This window comes from Flavobacterium sp. (assembly GCF_043773265.1).
Taxonomy (GTDB): Bacteria; Bacteroidota; Bacteroidia; order Flavobacteriales; family Flavobacteriaceae; genus Flavobacterium.
Genome location: NZ_JAYVFH010000041.1, coordinates 1 through 19,818 on the forward strand (window position 1 = coordinate 1; position 19,818 = coordinate 19,818).

Genomic DNA, 19,818 nt, shown 5'->3' on the forward strand with positions numbered 1-19,818 from the left:
ATTAGCGTGTAATATGAACCGAAAAGCAGTGCCGATGGATGTTGCTTTGAATTTCATTCAAACCGATTTCAATTTTGATGACAAAGAAGTTTCACAAGCTGTAACAAGTGCCTACGGAAATATTTTAGAATTTGGTAAAACCGAAAAAGCAACCATTCCAAATGAAAAACAAAAGAAACAAAATAGCAAAAATACTGATGATGAAGATGACGACGACGATGAGAAACCGAGAGTTACACAAATTGACAAACTCGAAAACTTTTTATCAGGAAAATATGTATTTCGGCACAACATAGTTTCCGGCAAATTAGAGTTTCAATATTTCGGTAAAAAGAAGTGGAACGTGATGAATGATTTTATAGAAAATTCAATGCTTCGAGAATGTCTAAAAGGAAGAATTAAAACAAATCTATCTTCATTACGAAACTTGCTTTATTCTGATTTCTGTGAACTGTTCAATCCATTTGAAGATTACTTTAAAAATTTACCTAAATACGATGAAAAAACAGATTATATTTTTCAATTAGCCAACACAATAACAACCACAAAACAAGAACTTTGGCAACAATGTTTCAAAAAATGGTTGGTAGCGATGGTTGGTTGTGTTCTGGATGATAAAGTAATTAATCATACTGTTATTGTATTTAGTGGCAAACAAGGATTAGGAAAAACAACGTGGGTTGAAAAGCTAGTTCCAAAACAATTGAAAGAGTATCTATTTTCTGGAACCATAAACCCAAACAATAAAGATACACTCGTACAACTGGCAGAATGTATGTTAATCAACTTGGACGAGCTTGAAAATCTAAACCGTTCTGAAATTGGATCACTCAAAGAAATTATTACAAAAACCCAAATCAGAATGCGAAAAGCATACGGACACAATAACGAAACAATGCCCAGACGGGCATCGTTTGCCGGAAGTGTCAACACAGCACAGTTTTTAAATGATAGTACAGGAAGTAGAAGATTTCTTTGTTTTGAGTTGGAAGGCATAAAATACCAACACGATGTAGATATTAACCTAGCGTTTTCACAAGCTTTGTTTCTTTTCAAAAGTGGTTTTAGACATTGGTTTGACCAGGAAGAAATAAAATCAATTACCGAGAATAACGAACAATACCAATTACGAAGTCCAGAAGAAGAATTACTTTTAACGTGGTTTGAGCCTTGTGATAGAGAAAAAGCAAACGCATTTCTCAATACTTCGCAAATAGCTTCAAAATTGGCTGAAAAAGCTAAAATAAACATTACTGACAGCACAATTAACAAACTTGGTAGAGCTTTGAAAAAACACAATTTCCTAAAACTCAAAAAGAACGGAATATTTGTATATGCTTTAACTGAAAACAGTTGGGAAGAAGTTGATAATAGAAACAAAATTGCAGATGATTAAAACAAAATTATAACCTCGAAAAGCAGCTCAAAAAATAGAGTTCAAAAGTGGAAACGTACCGTTTCCACTTTTTTTGTTTTGTATTCATTTGTTTACTTCAAATCACTTTATTTTCACAGGGTAAGATTGGTATGTTTTTTTCATCACAAACATTTATTATTTTATTTTTTCTCCAACAATCGGGTAATATCAGTCTTTTTTGAAGTATTTAAGTAAAGTAGTCGTTGCAGTTTGCACCTAAACAGCCATATAAATCTGTTTTATTTTAGATAAAAAAACAAAATATCTTTTATCCAAAAAAAAGGTACCAATCTTACCCTAATCCTATTTTCACTCTTTTACATTCCGTTGCTTTTTTGTATGTTTGTAGATTGTACGCTCCGATTTGTCTTACACATAAATTGAAATTATCAAAATCATATAATTTTGAATTGTGCCGACACTGTCGACACAATTCAAAAAACCAATATTTACAACTAACAAATACAATTAGACCTCCATAAATGGCAAAGCAGAAGAAAGAAAAAAGCATAGAAGAAACACTTTGGGATTCCGCAAATAAACTGCGAGGAACAGTCGAGCCATCAGAGTACAAGCACGTTGTTTTAGGATTAATATTCCTAAAATTTGCCAGTGATAAATTTGAAGAACGCAAACAAGAACTGGTTGCCGATGGCAAAGAAAAATACATTGATATGGTGGAGTTTTACACAATGCAAAATGTATTTTATCTTCCTGAAATTTCACGTTGGAGTTACCTAATAGAAAATGCCAAGCAAATAGACATTGCTTTAAAAATAGATACTGCACTTTTTACAGTCGAAAAAAACAACCCATCGCTAAAAGGAGCGTTGCCCGATAATTACTATTCTCGTTTAGGTTTAGATGTGAGTAAACTCGCTTCATTACTTGATACGATTAATAACATCAATACATTAAAAGATAAGCAGCAAGATATTGTTGGGCGCGTATATGAATACTTTTTGAGCAAATTCGCTTTAGCGGAAGGAAAAGGTAAAGGAGAATTCTACACACCAAAAAGTATTGTAAACCTAATTGCTGAAATGATTGAACCATACAAAGGAAAAATATATGATCCTGCTTGTGGTTCGGGAGGTATGTTTGTTCAGTCTTTCAAATTTATCGAAAGTCATAACGGAAGCAAAAAAGATGTATCGGTTTACGGTCAAGAATATACAGCCACAACATACAAACTGGCAAAAATGAACTTGGCAATTAGAGGGATTTCAGCCAACCTTGGCGATATTGCAGAAGATACTTTTGCTAAAGACCAACACAAAGACCTCAAAGCCGATTACATAATGGCAAATCCACCATTTAACCAAAAAGATTGGAGAGCTAGTAATGAACTCACAGACGACCCGCGCTGGAACGGTTACGATGTGCCACCAACAAGCAACGCCAATTATGCTTGGATTCTCAATATGGTTTCCAAACTATCCGAAAACGGAATAGCCGGATTTATCTTGGCAAATGGTGCGTTATCAGGTAGCGGTACAGAATACAACATTCGTAAAAAACTGATTGATAACAACCTAATAGAAGCTATTGTTATTTTGCCTCAAAATATGTTTTATACCACAAACATTAGTGTAACGCTTTGGATTGTAAACAAAAACAAAAAAGCAAGAACGTTAGAAATCAACAATCAAGTAAAAAAATACCGGAACCGTCAAGAAGAAATTCTGTTTATGGATTTGCGAGAAGTAGGGATTCCATTCGAGAAAAAATTTATCCAGTTTTCGGATAAAAACATCAAAACTGTTACCGAAACATTCCACCATTGGCAGCAATCAGATAATGAAACAAAGTATGCCGATGTGCCGGAATTTTGTTACTCGGCATCGTTAGAAGACCTTAAAAGCAAAGATTATTCTCTTGTGCCAAGCAAATATATCGAATTCATTAACCGTGATGAAAATATTGATTTTGATGATAAAATGACGGCTTTGCAAACCGAATTTAGCGAACTATTGCAAGCCGAAACGAAATCAAAAGCTGATTTACTAACCGTTTTCAAAGAACTAGGTTATGAAATCAAATTATAAACCTATTGGCAATTATATTCGATTGGTCGATGAACGGAACAAAGGATTAAAACACTCTAATCTTTTGGGAGTTAGCATTTCCAAACAATTTATTCCTTCGGTGGCAAATATCATTGGTACCGATATGGCGAATTATAAAATTATCCGTAAAAATCAATTTGCGTGCAGTACAATGCAAGTACGCCGAGATAAGAAAATGCCTGTGGCTTTATATTTAGAAAATGAACCATCAATTATATCACAAGCTTATCCCATTTTTGAAATAGTAAATACTGAAGAGCTATTACCCGAATATTTAATGATGTGGTTTACGCGTTCCGAGTTTGACCGTGAAGCGTGTTTCAATGCGGTGGGTGGTGTTCGTGGCAGTTTGGAATGGGAAGACTTTTGCAATATGCAACTACCAATTCCATCAATTGAAAAGCAAGAAGAAATAGTAAAAGAATACCATATTCTAGTTGACAGAATTGACCTAAACAACCAACTTATAGTAAAACTCGAAGAAACCGCACAAGCCATTTACAAACAATGGTTTGTAGATTTTGAGTTTCCTAATGAAAATGGTTTGCCTTATAAAAGCAATGGTGGAGAAATGGAGTTTTGTGAAGAATTGGATAAGGAAATTCCAGTTGGGTGGAAATTAATCCCAATAAAAGATTTCTGTAAAGAAATGAAAAGTGGCGGAACACCTAGCAGAATAGAAGAAGAATATTGGAATAGTAACGATATACCTTGGATTAAAACAGGAGAAATAAGCAATAATATTTTAGTTTCCGCTGAAGAATATATTTCAGAAGCGGGATTAAAAGGAAGTTCTGCAAAATTATTGCCAGTAAATACCGTGTTAATGGCTATGTATGGAGTAACTGCTGGACAAATTGGTTTTTTAAAATTTCCATCAACTACAAATCAAGCGTGTTGTGGAATGATTTGTAAGAGTGTAAATGAAGCAGCTTTTCTATATTTTTATTTGTTAGCAAATCAACAATATATAAGCAGTTTGTCAATCGGTGGAGCTCAACCAAATTTAAGTAAAGCATTGATAGAAAATCTTTTATTAATTAAACCAACTGATGATATTTTAAGTAAAAATCCATTAAAAATTATTATTGATAATTTTGAAAATCTAACAAACGATAATTCAATAGTAACAAAAGTTAGTAATTTATTATTGTCAAAAATGGCAACAATTGAAACTAAAAAAAAACTAGTTAAAATAAATGTGTAAATGGAAGATGAGTTAGTACATATTGATTCTTTGAGTGATTTTGAATTAGCACAATATTTTCAAGACCATTTAATAATGCGTGCAACTGGAGATAGTTTTGATAATGATGCCTATATCAAAATAAGAAAAGCGTTGATTGAGAACAAGTCAATTTCTCATCTATTACCTAAATGGATTAATAGCAATCGTACAATTGACCAATTTTGGGCATTTATAAAAGCACGGTTTAGTACTTATCTTGAAAGAAGAGAATTTTTATGGAAAGAATTTGAAGAATTACTAACTCATTTAGAAAAAATCACAAAGTCGCCATTAACCGAATTGCTAGTTTTTGATGAAGCTCATATTCATATTTTATGGGGAAAAGCAATTGAACGAAAAGAAAGTGACCCTGAAGGAGCAATAACATCAGCTAGGACTTTAATTGAAAGTGTATTGAAGCATATTTTAGATGACCAATTTATTGCATATAACGACGGTAGTGATTTACCCATATTATATAAAGAGGTTGCTAAAATTTTGAATTTGGCACCAGAACAGCATAATGAAGGGATTTTTAAACAAATACTTGGCGGCGTAACAAGTGTTGTTACTGGTTTGGGAGCTTTAAGAAATAAATTAGGGGATGCTCACGGCAAAAGCAAAACCAATGTAAAACCAAGTTTAAGACATAGTGTACTTGCGGTAAATTTAGCTGGGTCAATGGCGATGTTTTTATTTAGAACTTATACTGAAAAGAAAATATTATGAAAAATGAAATCATACATACGTTAACCAATAATTTTGAATCGCACGCCAACCAAACCGAAGAAGGTATCGAGTTTTGGTTAGCAAGAGATTTACAACACCTTTTGGGATACACCAAATGGGATAATTTTATAGGCGTTATTTTTAAAGCTAAAACAGCCTGCGAAATTTCGGGAGAAGATATAGAACATCATTTTGCCGACGTCGGGAAAACGATACAAATGCCCAAAGGTGCTGAAAAAGAAGTACTAGACATAATGCTTACACGTTATGCCTGTTATCTTATTGCACAAAATGGAGATTCACGCAAAGAATCCATAGCTTTTGCACAACGCTATTTTGCTATTCAAACCCGAAAAGCAGAATTAATTGAACAAAAAATATTAGAATACGAGCGTGTTCAAGCCAGAAACAAACTCAAGGTAACCGAAAAAGAACTTTCACAAGTTATTTTTGAACAAACAGGTGGCAATCAGAACTTTGCTTTAATCAGAAGTAAAGGCGACACGGCTTTGTTTAACAGAACCACACAGCAAATGAAAGTAAAATGGGGCTTGGCTAGTACAAAACCATTAGCAGACCATATGCCAACTATTTTATTAAAAGCGAAAGATTTTGCAACCGAAATTACTATTTTCAATGCCAAACAGCATAAAATGAAATCGGAAAATCAAATTTCGAAAGAACACATTACCAATAATAAATCAGTACGAAGTACATTGCTTTCAAGAGGAATAGTACCCGAAAATTTATTGCCCGAAGAAGATATTAGTAAAATTGAAAGAAGATTAGTAAGCGACGAAAAAAAGGCACTTAAAAATCCTGATAAATTGAATGAGAAATAATGAAATTACACAAATTAATAATATCAAACTTTAGAGGTTTAAAAAGCGATAACAATGTTATTGATTTTTCAAATTCAAATATAATTTTCTTAATAGGGCAAAATAATGTAGGTAAATCAACTTATTTAAGAGCCTATGAGTTTTTTACAAATTCAAGTCAAAAAGCAGTTTTAGAAGACTTTAATAATCACGATAGAGAAATTCCAATTATCATAGAAGGATGGTTTCTTAAAGAAGCCGAAGATGAAGAAGATACAGATTTACAAGGAAAAGGTAAAACAGCTGAACCAAAATGGGTAGATAAATGGGTTAATGAAGACAATATTGTAAGAGTAAGAAAAAAATGGAATTCTGTTGGTAGCAGTTTTGAAAAAGAAACATTCTCGCCATCTGAAAATGATTGGGTGCCTAATGGTTTTGGCGGATTAGATACATTATTTTCAAAATATTCTCCAACACCAATTGCAATCAATGCAATGGAAAATGACACAACTCTCGAAGAAAAAGTAAATAAATTAATTCAAGACGATTTTATTAAAAAGATGAAATTGGATCACGTTGATTTGTGTGATGAAATTACTTCAAAAATCAAGGAACTTCAAAGTAAAATAACTGGTTCAGATGCAGTCGAAGAATTAAACGTTGGATTAAATGAAAATTTTCAAAAAATATTTTCAGATTTAACTTTAAAAATTCAAGCTAGTAAAGAAGAGAATATCAAGATTGAAGATGCTTTTAAAAAGAACCATACCGTTACAGTTGAAAGAACTAATTCCAATAGAACTGAAAGTTTTTTACAAAATGGACACGGAGTAATTAGACAAGCACTATTTAATTTTCTTGCTTTTCTAAAACAAAATAGAAATAGTACAAAAAAAGAATATGTAATCTTGTATGAAGAGCCTGAACTTTTTTTACATCCTAAAATTGCTTTTAAATTAAGAGAAAGTTTATACGAATTAGCAGAAAATAGTCCTTATCAAATTATTTGTGCTACGCATTCGCCATTAATGATTGATATTTCTAAACCTCATTCGTCATTAATCAGAGTTGCTAAAGATGAAAACGAAAATTCATTTACCTATCAAGTAGGACAAAATTTGTTTGCAAAAGATGAAGAGCAAAAGCAACGTGTTCAAATGATAAATAGGTTTAATCCAAATATCTGTGAAACATTTTATGCAAATAAAGTTTTGCTTGTTGAAGGCGATACGGAAGCAATTGTATATCGTGATTTACTAACTCGTTTATATTTCGACCACGAAGTTTTTGTATTAAATACAGGTTCTAAAAATAATATTCCATTTTTTCAAGAAATACTTACGGCTTTTCATATTGAGCATTATGCAATTCACGATACTGATTTAGAATTTAATGAAAATGGCAGTAAAAATTCGGCTTGGATTTTTAATCAAACTATTTGGGATAAAGTACAAATTGCAAATAAATTAAAGCAAGGTTTATCAAGACGATATGTGCACACTACAAATTTTGAAACAGCTCATAATATTACTCTGAAAGGTGCAAAAGACAAACCTTTAAAAGCATTTCAATTTGTTCAAACGATAAATAGAGAAACCGAAACTCCTGATTGTTTAAAATGGTTAGATGATATTTTAGGCACAAAATCTATTACTCACGATATGGATTATATTAACAAATCAATATCTTCGTCGGCAACAAACCCAGCATTAACAATTGATAATTAAAAATTCATAATTAAAATGACCGAAACCAATCGCATAGAGCTAAAACAACAACTGACAGATAGTTTAGAAAAAGAAGTAATTGCTTTTCTAAATTACAAAGAAGGTGGTGTTATTTATATTGGTATCAACAAAGAAGGTGTGGCAGTGGGTGTCCCAGATTCTGACGGGGACCAACTCAAAATAAAAGACCGATTAAAGAACAACATTGCGCCATCGTGTATGGGATTGTTTGATGTAGTGAGCGAAAAAAATAACGGGCTTGATATTATAAAAATAGTAGTGGCAAGTGGTTCAGAAAAACCCTATTTCATAAAGAAATTTGGTATGACCGATAAAGGTAGTTTTTTGCGAATAGGAACGGCTGCCGAACCAATGCCCCAAAGATTGATAGAAGATTTGTTTTCAAAACGAACTCGAAATTCCATTAGTAAAATCAAATCAAACCAGCAGGCATTAACCTTCGAACAGCTTAAAATTTACTATGAAGCTACAGGCACAAAACTCAATGATAAATTTGCAACCAATTTAGAATTGCTTAATGCTGATAATGAATATAATTATGTCGCTTATTTATTGTCCGACAAAAACAATACATCTATAAAACTGGCAAAATACAAAGGGAAAACACGAGTAGACCTAATCGAAAACAACGAGTACGGTTATGGTTCTTTGATAAAAGCCACAAAACAAATCTTGGATAAAATGGAGTTGGAAAACAAAACCATCACTAAAATCACGTCCAAAGAAAGACAGGAAACTAGATTATGGGATGCCATTGCATTGCGTGAAGCAATCATAAATGCTTTTGTACACAACGATTATACAAATGAAATTCCTCCAAAATTTGAAATTTTCGACGACAGAATAGAAATAACTTCCGCAGGTGGTTTACCCGAATCACTAAGCCAAGAAGAATTCTTCGAGGGATTTTCAGTGCCACGCAACAAAGAGATTATGCGTGTTTTCAAAGACCTCGATTTAGTAGAACAATTGGGTTCTGGAATACCTAGAATATTAGAAAGTTATCCAAAAGAATGTTTCAAATTTTCTGATAATTTCCTTCGTATGACTTTCCCAGTAGAACAAATAGGAAATCAAATAGAAGAAAAAGAGATTCATACTTCAGGTGGTGCAATAGGTGGTGCAATAGGTGGTGCAATAGAAAAAGCAATAGGTGGTGCAATAGAAGATTTAACAGATAGACAAAAAGAAGTATTAGATATTATAAAACAGGATAATAAAATTAGTTATCGAGCTATTGCAGAACAATTAAAAATTAATGAATCTGCTGTATTAAAGCATATAGAGCTATTAAAAGAAAAAGGTCATATAGAAAGAGTTGGAGGTACTAGAGGATATTGGCAAGTAACTACTTCAAATAAAATTTAAAAATAGAATAGTTAGAGCGACCAAGCTTACGACCAAGCCAGCGACTAACCTAACGACTAAGTTCATAAGAGAAAAGCAATCAATAGTATGAAATTCAACGAAGAAACACTAGAATTAGCAGTAATAGAACTTTTTGAAGCCGAAAAAATTCCGCATCAAAACGGTAAATTCATTCACAAAGAAATGAGTGATGTGTTGTTGCGTGATGATATAAAAGCATTTTTATTCAATCAGTACAGTGTCGATGATATTACGCTAAACGAAGTCAATAGTATTATTCGTAAACTAGAAGTATTTCCAAGTTCAGTTTTATACGACAGCAACAGACAAATAATGAAATTGGTTGCTGATGGTTTTACGTTTAATAGAGAAGACCGAAGCAAGAAAGATTTATTTATTCAATTAATTGACTATGATATAATTGATAATAATATTTTCAAAATCGTAAATCAATTAGAAATACAAGGATTTGAAAAGCGTATTCCAGACGGCATTATTTATATCAATGGTTTGCCTTTAGTAGTGTTAGAGTTTAAAAGTGCAGTAAAGCACGATACAACTATAAAAGATGCTTTTACACAGCTAACAGTAAGATACAAAAGAGATATTCCAGAATTATTCAAATACAATGCTTTTTGTGTCATTAGCGATGGTGTAAACAACAAAAGCGGTTCCTTGTTTGCTCCGTATGATTTTTATTATGCGTGGCGTAAAACCGATTTAAACAGCAAAGCAGAAGACGGCATCAATTCACTTTATACAATGGTTCAAGGATTATTCAATAAAGAAAGGTTAATCGATGTAATCAAGAACTTTATTTATTTTCCTGATACTTCCAAAAAGGATGAAAAAATAGTGTGTCGTTATCCACAATACTACGCTGCCAAAAAATTATTCGATAACATAAAAGTTAATATGCGTCCTCACGGCAATGGTAAAGGAGGAACTTATTTTGGAGCAACAGGTTGTGGCAAAAGTTTCACAATGTTGTATTTGACCAGATTGTTAATGCGAAGTACGCATTTTTCTAGTCCGACAATTGTAATTATTACAGACAGAACCGATTTAGACGACCAACTTTCGGCACAATTTACAAATGCTAAATCATTTATTGGCGACGATACAATAGTTAGCGTAGAAACAAGATTAGAATTAAAAACAGTATTACAAAACCGAAATAGTGGCGGCGTTTTCTTAACAACGATTCACAAGTTTAATGAAAACACAGATTTATTAACCGAAAGAGCCAACGTAATTTGTATTTCAGATGAAGCGCACCGCTCACAAATTAACCTGGATCAAAAACTAAAAATTACTGATAAAGGAGTGGAACGTAAATATGGATTTGCAAAACACTTACACAATTCATTACCTAATGCAACCTATGTAGGTTTTACAGGAACACCAGTTGACGGAACGCTAGAAGTATTTGGCGATGTGATTGATGCTTACACGATGAAAGAATCTGTTGAGGATAAAATCACGGTTAAAATAGTTTACGAAGGAAGAGCTGCTAAAGTATTGTTGAATGAAGCTAAACTTAAAGAAATTGAGGACTATTACAAGCAATGTGCAGAGGAAGGTACGAACGAATACCAAATAGAAGAAAGTAAAAAAGCAGTAACACAAATGGAAGCCATTTTAGGCGACCCAAAAAGATTAAAAACGGTTGCAAATGATTTCGTTGAGCATTATGAAACAAGAGTAAATGAAGGAGCTAGTGTAAAAGGAAAAGTAATGTTTGTTGCTTCCAGCAGAAATATTGCATTTAATCTGTATAAAGAAATTATTGCATTACGTCCAGAATGGGCAGAAATTAAGGAATGTGATGCCGGTGTAAAATTGACCGAAAAAGAGCGTAAGGAAATTAAACCAATTGAGAAGATAAAATTGATTATGACTCGTGGCAAAGACGATGCTAAAGATTTGTATGATGCTATTGGCCCTAAAGAAGAGAAAAAAGAACTAGATAGACAATTCAAAAACGAAAAATCAAATTTCAAGATTGCAATGGTAGTCGATATGTGGCTAACAGGTTTTGATGTTCCGTTTTTAGATACAATTTATATCGATAAACCATTACAACAACATTCACTAATACAAACTATTTCGCGAGTAAACAGAGTGTATGAAGGTAAAGAAATGGGATTAGTTGTAGATTATATTGGCATTAAAAGTAATATGAATGCGGCATTAAAAAAATACTCTGTTGTAGGTGGTGATGATTTCGAGGACATTGAAAAAGCCGTTGTTTTAGTAAAAGACCAGTTAGATTTATTATCAAAATTATTTACAAATTTTGACGGTACTTCTTATTTCAAAGGGACACCATTACAACAATTGCATTGCTTAAACCGTGCAGCCGAATATGTACAAATAACTGCCGAAATCGAAAAAAGATTTATGGCTATGGTCAAAAAACTACGTTCAGCATACAGTTTGTGTTGTTCAAGTGAAGATATTTCAAGCATAGAAAGAGATTACATACATTTCTATTTTGCAGTGAGAGCCATAGTACATAAACTAACAAAAGGCGAAGCACCTGATGCAGCACAAATGAACGAAAGAGTTCAAAAAATGATTGAAGAAGCCATTATAAGCGAAGGAGTTGAGGAAATTTTTAAATTAGGTAACGGCGACCACGATGGGCAAGAAGATATATTTAGTGAAGAATATATGGCTAAAATTGATAAAATAAAATTGCCAAATACAAAAATAAAATTGCTTCAAACCTTACTAGCAAAAGCCATTGAAGAATATAAGAAAGTCAATAAAATAAAAGGAGTTGATTTCTCTAAAAAGTTAAAAAAATTGGTTGATGTTTATAACGAACGAAAAGAGTTTGATGTTTTACAAAGCGAGGTTTTAGAAGATGTAGCACAACAATTTGCTGATTTATTTGCAGAGCTTAAACTAGAGAGAAATTCATTTATGGAGTTAGGTATTGACTTTGAAGAGAAAGCATTTTATGACATTCTAAAAGCCATTGCAATAAAATTCAAATTTGAATATCCAGAAGACAAATTAATCAAATTATCAAAAGAAGTCAAAAAAGTAGTCGATGATAAAGCCAAATATACAGACTGGGCACAAAGAGACGACATAAAAGCAGAATTAAAAGTGGATTTGATTATTACTCTTGACGAAAACGGTTATCCACCAGTAACTAAAGACGAAGTTTTCAAGGAAATATTTGAACAAGCAGAGAATTTTAAAAAGTATAGTAAGGAGTAATGCTAAAATAATAAGGGTTACAATGTTTTTTTTTGAACCATCCTTAAAAATTATTAGGAACTATTAAAATATTAAACGTCAATGAGCAAGGTAGCAAGTAAAATAGAAGCAAAAGATTACAGTATTTCTGATGTATTATCTAACAAAAAATACACCATAGATTATTTTCAAAGAGAATTCAAATGGCAGCAAAGACACATTGAACAATTAATTGCGGATTTAGAAACTTCTTTCAATCTCAATTATGATGAAACACACGAGCGTCAAGAAGTAGCCAATTACAACTCCTATTATTTGGGACCAATTGTACTAAGCAACAAAGACGGTAAAAAATCGGTTATTGATGGTCAGCAAAGGCTAACTTCGTTAACCATATTATTGATTTACCTTAATAATTTACAAAAAGAACAACCTAATAAAGTAAATCTTGATGCTTTAATTTATTCCGAAACCTACGGTCAAAAATCATTTAATCTCGATGTTCCGGAACGTAAACACTGTTTAGATGCCTTGTATAGCAATGGTAATTATGAAATTAAAGATAAAGACGACGAAACTGTAAAAAACATTACAGAACGTTACTTTGATATTGTAGAACTTTTTCCTGACGAACTAAAAGGAAAAGCACTACCCTTTTTCATAGATTGGTTAACACAAAATGTAGTTTTGGTTGTTATCACAGCTTATTCTGATGACAATGCCTATACCATCTTTGAAACAATGAATGATCGTGGTTTAAATCTTACCTCAAGCGAAATGCTAAAAGGATATTTGCTTTCAAAGGTAAGAACCCCTGAGCAAAGAGATAAAATAAATGCAGTTTGGAAAAAAGAAATAAAAGAAATACACGAATTATGGAACGAAGCAGATATAAGCTTCTTTCAATCTTGGTTTAGAGCAAAATACGCTCTAACAATTCGTCCCGGTAAAATAGGAGCTGCCAACGAAGATTTCGAAAAAATAGGTACACGTTTTCATACTTGGGTTAAAGACAATAATGATAAAATAGCACTTCAAAATCCTAACGATTTTTATGAATTTGTAAATACCAATATGATTTTCTTTATGAAGGTATTTACTAAAATTTATAAAGCAAGAGAAAATTTTACTATTGGTTTAGAACACCTTTATTATGCGCAACATTGGGGTTTTGCAAGTTCATTGGCTGACCCATTATTATTAGCGTCAATAGGATTGAATGACAATGAAGAAACAATAGATAAAAAACTTAATCTAGTCGCTCGTTTTATAGAAACTTTCGCAGTCTATAGAGGGGCTAATTATCGAAACTTCTCTCAAAGTTCAATTAGATACACTATGTATAATTTAGTGCTGGAATTAAGAGATAAATCAATTAAGGAAGTTGGCAATATACTAGCTCTGAAACTACAAGATATTGAAGAAAATCTAAATGGTCTTTTACGTTTAGGAATGCATATGCAAAACAAGCATTTCATCAAGTTTCTTTTAAGTCGAATTACTTCACATATCGAATTAAAATCAGGAAAATCAACCAATTTTGTAACTTACTTCCATAATCCAGGTGGTAAACCTTTCGAAATAGAACACATTTGGGCAGACAAAATGCAGTATCACGATGACGAATTCACACAAGTACACGAATTCAACGAAATGCGAAACCGTTTAGGAGATTTAATTTTATTACCTCGAGGAACCAATCAATCTTTTGGAGCCGATAGATATGAGAAAAAGATGCCTCATTACATAAAAGAAAATCTATTAGCACAATCATTAAACGCAGTCTGTTACGAACGTAATCCAAATTTTTTGAATTATGTTAATGAATCTGGTTTACCATTTAAAGCACACGACCAATACAAAAAAGAAGACCTTAACGAACGTCAAAGTCTGTACAAACAAATCAGTGAAGAAATTTGGAGTTTAGATTTTTTTAGGGCCATTTAAAAAACAAAGTAGTTATGTGAAAAAGTATTTTTTTTTGTAGTTAAACTAAATTCAGAAGCAATATAATTTCAATTTTCATTTTATGTCATTAAAGGAATTTTTAAAAAATTATGTTTTAACCAAAGGACAAGATTCACTAATTGAAGAATTAGAAATTTTCCTTTCAGATGATTCATCCTGTTTTTTACTGAAAGGATATGCCGGTACTGGGAAAACTTTTTTGATGAAAGGGTTAACAGATTACCTTGCCGCAAACAACAGAACATTTAAAATTGCTGCACCTACAGGAAGAGCTGCTAAAGTAATTTCTCAAAAAACGAAACATAAAGCATATACAATACATAAGTCAATATATTCTGGAAAAGATCTCAAAGAATTTAAAACAAAAGATGTAGACGGTACAGAAACCTACAAATTCTATTACGAATTAAAAAATAATGAAGACCCTGCAAATACTGTATATATCGTTGATGAATCTTCTATGATTTCAAACGTTTATTCTGAAGGTGAATTCTTTAGATTTGGTTCTGGTTTTTTATTGAACGATTTTATTCAATACATTAATATTGACAATAACGACCACGATAAAAAAATAATATTCATTGGCGATTATGCTCAGTTGCCACCTGTGAATATGAATTTTTCACCAGCTTTAGATGCTAAATATTTAAAAGAGGTTTGCAATGTCATAGCCAAAGAATATGAACTGACAGAAGTAGTAAGACAAAAAACCGAAAGCGGAGTTTTATTTAATGCCACTAAAATCAGACAAGCGATAAAAGCAAATAGTTTTAGCAGCCTTGAAATTCAAACACAATTTCCTGACATCCATAATACAAAACACGAAGAATTACTCGAAAAGTACTTACTTGCTTGTGATAATAAAATTGACGACGAAACAATAATAATAGCCTATTCCAATAATTCCGTTAAAGAATATAATGATTTTGTTAGAAATCATTTTTTTCCTAACCAAAAGTCTCTAACTCCCGGAGATAAAGTAATTCTAGTAAACAACAACTACAACTATCAAGAAATAGAATTACTTAACGGTGATTTCGGTAGAATAATAGAAGTTTTTCCAGAAAAAGAATCTAAAAAAATTAAATTAAAAAACAAGAACAAGGAGGGTAAAGTTGTAGAAAAAGACGTCCATTTATCGTTTCGGGAAGTAGTAATAGTGTTTATCGACAACGACCAAATAAAGCATAATATTCAATGTAAAATCATTGAGAATTTGTTATATTCTGACAAAAGAGATTTAAGCTCTGATGAACTAAAAGCGATATATATTGACTTTAAAATAAGAAATGATAAATTAAAACCAGGAACAAAGGAATTCAAAGATGCATTACGTTCAGACAAGTATTTCAATGCCCTAAGAATAAAATTTGGTTATGCAGTTACTTGTCATAAAGCCCAAGGTGGTGAATGGAAAAACACATTTCTTAATTGCAAAACATCAATGGGTTATTTCAACTCTAGTTATTTTCGTTGGCTTTATACAGGAATAACAAGAGCGAGTGAAAATCTATTCACAATTGACGAGCCACATTTTAAAGTGGAAAGCAATTTTGTTCAAACAAATACCAAAAATTCAAATAATACTCAGGATAATATAATTTTGAATGAGGAATTATTAGATATGGAAATTCCTTTTTATTTTCCTGATGAAAATCCATTTTTAAAAAATATTTTCCTTGCCGTCTTTGATATTTTAAAAGAATCAAACATTCAAATAAATTCAATCAAACATTCAAGTTATTTAGAGCACTATACTTTTTCGCAAGGGGAAGAAAATGCTACTTTCAAAATCCATTACAATGGACAAAATAAAATTTCTTCAATTGAAAAACCAACAAATTCTAGTCCAATTTCTGAAACTGTTTTTTCTGAAATACAACATCTGATAAATAAAATCTTCATCATTCCTGTTGAGAATGAAAATAAAGCAAGCGAGAAGTCTTTTGAATTTGATGAAGATTTCCTTAAAGACTTTTATGAAAACATAAAAAGCAAAACCGATAAAGCAAATATCACAATAAATAATATCGAACACAGCCAATATAATGAAGTTTATGAATTCAAAAAAAACGGATTTGTTGCTACTTATAGATTTTGGTATAACGGACAAAATGCTTTCAAAAAAATTGAAATTGTTAGCAATAAAACAACTGGATTAACAGAAGAAATAAATGCGTTGCTTTAATTAAAAACAAAATGTATGTCATTATCTATCATAGAGTTTAGTCAAGCAATCTTAAAACTAAACAAAGAAAAAAAACACGCTGAAGCATTAAAATTTTTCAAAGAAAATAAAGGGCAGTTCAGTGAAGAACAAATAGCTGACAATGTATATTTAATTGCCGGAATGATTACGGCATTACGGCATACCAACAATTTTGACAATGCATTTAAATTTTTAAATCATTATAAGTTAAGCATTGATTATAAGACAAAAGAGATTGTGCTGAATGCTTATGGGTGGTTATTGTTTTCAAAGTTTAAAGCCGAAAATTTACTAAATGACAATCATCATATTGAAACTGAAATTTTTGAAGATGAGGAAACAGTTGAAGATAATGGTAATTATCATTTCAATAAATCAGAAATTATTCAGTTGATTGAAAATTTTATTCTATTAAGCTTGTGTTTCGATAATGAGTTTGCTTATTCCGTTCTTTCTAATTTATTTAATTCCGTTTTAAAAGCAGAAAAGAAAAAGCCAAATGTCAACTGGCAATTCGTAAGTGATTTTTGTGATAAAATAGCTCCAGAACTACTCAAAACAGATTGCCGCACCATTGAAGTTGTAAGAAAAGGAGAAAGCAAAACTATGGAACTGGCTTCTGACAAAGAGAATTGGTTTGCATACAAATCAAAAGCCTTAATGAAATTAGGCAAATTTCAAGAATGCTATGATGTTTCAAAATTGGCATTGGAAACATTCGAAAAATTCCATTATTCAAATGATATTTGGTTTGCAAGAAGAATTGCTTTATCGAAAAAGAATTTAGGAAATTCAGAAGATGCCATAAAAGAATTGCAACAAATTTTAAGAAAGAAAAAAGAATGGTTCATCCAAAAAGAATTGGCGGAACTGTATAAAGAACAGGGCAAAAATGACAAAGCATTTGATTTGGCAATAGATGCAGTTAACAACTTTGGGGACCTTGAATTCAAAATAGATTTACTCTACCTTTTAGGAGAATTGTTAAAAGCGAAGGGTGACAACGATATGGCATTTAAACACTACGCATTATCGCTGATCATTCGCCAAAGTGAAGAATGGAGCGTTCCAGAAAAGCTGATTGATGCTATTAATCAATTTCAAAATGAGAAAATACCACTTGATAAACTCCAGGCTTTAAAATCAGAATTAAAGAAATATTGGAATAGTTTTAAATTCCAACCAGAGAAAAGTGCAGCTCCAAATCAAAAGCTATCAGGAAAGATTGATAAAATATTGCATAATGATGAAAAAGGCACAGATGGTTTTATCAAATACAATGGAAACAAATCAGTATATTTTAGGGTTAATGCAGATGATACTCTTAATAGTAAAATTAGCATTGGTTTAGAAGTCGAGTTTAAAATTATTCCGGCTACAACAGATAAAAAGGAAAAGGCAAATCAGGTAAGTGAGATAAAATAATTATAGAGTATATTTTGTACCATAAACGAATTTGATTAAAAGAATTAAAAAATAAATTATTGTTATGAAAGAAATAGAATGTTTAATAAAAAGTATTGTTAAAACCGGTGATAACGAATATTATGTAGTAAAAGAAATATCAACAAAAGAAGAATACTTAATACCTGTTAATCAATTAAGTACATTAATTAATATTAATGATGACAAAACATTTTTTTTTTCTAAAGAATATAATCAAGAGTTAAATAAAACATTTTTAAATTATATAGATCCTAACTTTAAAATTGGAACTGAATGTGTTTTTGAAATCGAAGAAATTATTGAAATAGAGGGATATAAATATTTTAGTTTAAAAAGTGACTTCATCAAAAAACTAACGGTCAAAGCCTTCATTTGGCAGTATGATTTCAAAGAAATTAAATGTAAAGTAACGGGTTGTAGAAGAGGCATTCCTGTTTTAAAAAATATTGATACAACAAATGACAAATGGTTTATTGGCGAGAGTAAATATTTTAAAATTAAAGGATTTGGTAAAAAAAAATTTAAAAGCGGGGAAGAATTTGACGCTGTTATAGTTTATATTGATAATGAAAAATTTGTTGAAGTTAGGGCAAATCAATGGCAAAAGGAGTCTGTTTGGCACTTTGAAGATTTACATTGTGAAATTATTGGGATAGATAGTGATTGCTACCCTAAACTTAAAATAATTGACAAAAGACATCCTTTTTTTAATGTTGGTGGTAAATATAATTTTACTATCAATAATTTTACCAATAAATTAACAAAATATGACAAAAATATTTTGTTAATAAATTTAACTGATGAAAAAGGATTTTATCACGAAGTAATGGGTATGCCAAATCAAGATAAAAGTTTAAAAATTGGTGATATTTTAGAATGTGAAGTGCAGAGTATTGATTATAAATTATTTTTAAAACAAGTTGAAATGCTTGATCCCTTTTATTCTAGTTTTGAAAATATTGTTTCTTATGATAAATATTATAAAAAATATTTTGAAGTCTTTTTAAATGATGATGATTATGATAATACACTATTAAAAAATCAGTATAGTTTTAAAAGTGCTTTTTGGGTAATGACCTATTGTAATTTTATTCTACCAAAATTAAAATATAATTTATCCAAGAGAAAAAAATTTAATGAATTAGCTGTAGTAATCGAATTACATACTGAAATAGAGAAGTGGATTTTAAATAAAGGAATATTAAGATCAATCATTGATGAAAATGAAAGAAAAAATACAAAATTAAAAATTTCACAAATTATTGAAGATAATAATGTTGAATTATTAGTTGTAAATGAAATAATAAATTTTAATGGTATTTATAATATTGAAAAAATTAATGAAAATATTATTTTCAAGTATATTTTTTTTAAACTAAAACACATTGAATTATTTTTATTTGATGATATATCTTTTATAAAATATTTAAATAAAATCAAAGAAGATAAGATAATTGATAAAAATAAAATTCATTATATCCGTAAAATAATATATTATTCACAAAAACAAAAAAATTCATTAATAAGTTCAATTACACAAGATTATTTTATTTTATCTTCAAATAATGATTTGTTTGAGAAGAATGATTTAGCTAAATT

12 protein-coding genes are annotated in these 19,818 nt (G+C 30.9%); all 12 read left to right on the forward strand.

Annotated elements, in window-relative coordinates:
* The coding region (locus ACH2BO_RS01985) for a VapE domain-containing protein (RefSeq protein WP_395043086.1) at positions 1 to 1,396 on the forward strand (1,396 nt) is incomplete at its 5' end.
* Positions 1,397 to 1,899: 503 nt separating this feature from the next.
* A complete protein-coding gene (locus ACH2BO_RS01990) occupies positions 1,900 to 3,465 on the forward strand; it encodes an N-6 DNA methylase (RefSeq protein ID WP_395043087.1) in 1,566 nt (521 codons plus the stop codon).
* A complete protein-coding gene (locus ACH2BO_RS01995) occupies positions 3,449 to 4,693 on the forward strand; it encodes a restriction endonuclease subunit S (RefSeq protein WP_395043088.1) in 1,245 nt (414 codons plus the stop codon). Before ACH2BO_RS01990 ends, ACH2BO_RS01995 begins: the two co-directional genes overlap by 17 nt.
* A complete protein-coding gene (locus ACH2BO_RS02000; RefSeq protein WP_395043089.1) occupies positions 4,694 to 5,443 on the forward strand; it encodes an abortive infection family protein in 750 nt (249 codons plus the stop codon).
* Complete coding sequence (gene dinD / locus ACH2BO_RS02005) at positions 5,440 to 6,285, forward strand: DNA damage-inducible protein D (RefSeq protein WP_395043090.1); 846 nt, start codon at positions 5,440 to 5,442, stop codon at positions 6,283 to 6,285. Before ACH2BO_RS02000 ends, dinD begins: the two co-directional genes overlap by 4 nt.
* Positions 6,285 to 7,994, forward strand: coding sequence for an ATP-dependent endonuclease (locus tag ACH2BO_RS02010; RefSeq protein ID WP_395043091.1), 1,710 nt, complete (start codon positions 6,285 to 6,287; stop codon positions 7,992 to 7,994). Before dinD ends, ACH2BO_RS02010 begins: the two co-directional genes overlap by 1 nt.
* A gap of 15 nt (positions 7,995 to 8,009) precedes the next feature.
* A complete protein-coding gene (locus ACH2BO_RS02015) occupies positions 8,010 to 9,383 on the forward strand; it encodes an ATP-binding protein (RefSeq protein WP_395043092.1) in 1,374 nt (457 codons plus the stop codon).
* An 87-nt stretch (positions 9,384 to 9,470) separates the two neighbouring features.
* Positions 9,471 to 12,617, forward strand: coding sequence for a type I restriction endonuclease subunit R (locus ACH2BO_RS02020; RefSeq protein ID WP_395043093.1), 3,147 nt, complete (start codon positions 9,471 to 9,473; stop codon positions 12,615 to 12,617).
* A gap of 81 nt (positions 12,618 to 12,698) precedes the next feature.
* Complete coding sequence (locus ACH2BO_RS02025) at positions 12,699 to 14,543, forward strand: DUF262 domain-containing protein (protein ID WP_395043094.1); 1,845 nt, start codon at positions 12,699 to 12,701, stop codon at positions 14,541 to 14,543.
* Between the two features lie 82 nt (positions 14,544 to 14,625).
* The gene (locus ACH2BO_RS02030; RefSeq protein WP_395043095.1) at positions 14,626 to 16,752 is read left to right on the forward strand and encodes an ATP-dependent RecD-like DNA helicase; all 2,127 of its coding nucleotides are present in this window, start codon (positions 14,626 to 14,628) and stop codon (positions 16,750 to 16,752) included.
* 15 nt (positions 16,753 to 16,767) lie between these two features.
* A complete protein-coding gene (locus ACH2BO_RS02035) occupies positions 16,768 to 18,198 on the forward strand; it encodes a hypothetical protein (protein WP_395043096.1) in 1,431 nt (476 codons plus the stop codon).
* A gap of 64 nt (positions 18,199 to 18,262) precedes the next feature.
* On the forward strand, positions 18,263 to 19,818 hold a 1,556-nt coding region (locus ACH2BO_RS02040), incomplete at its 3' end, for a hypothetical protein (RefSeq protein ID WP_395043097.1).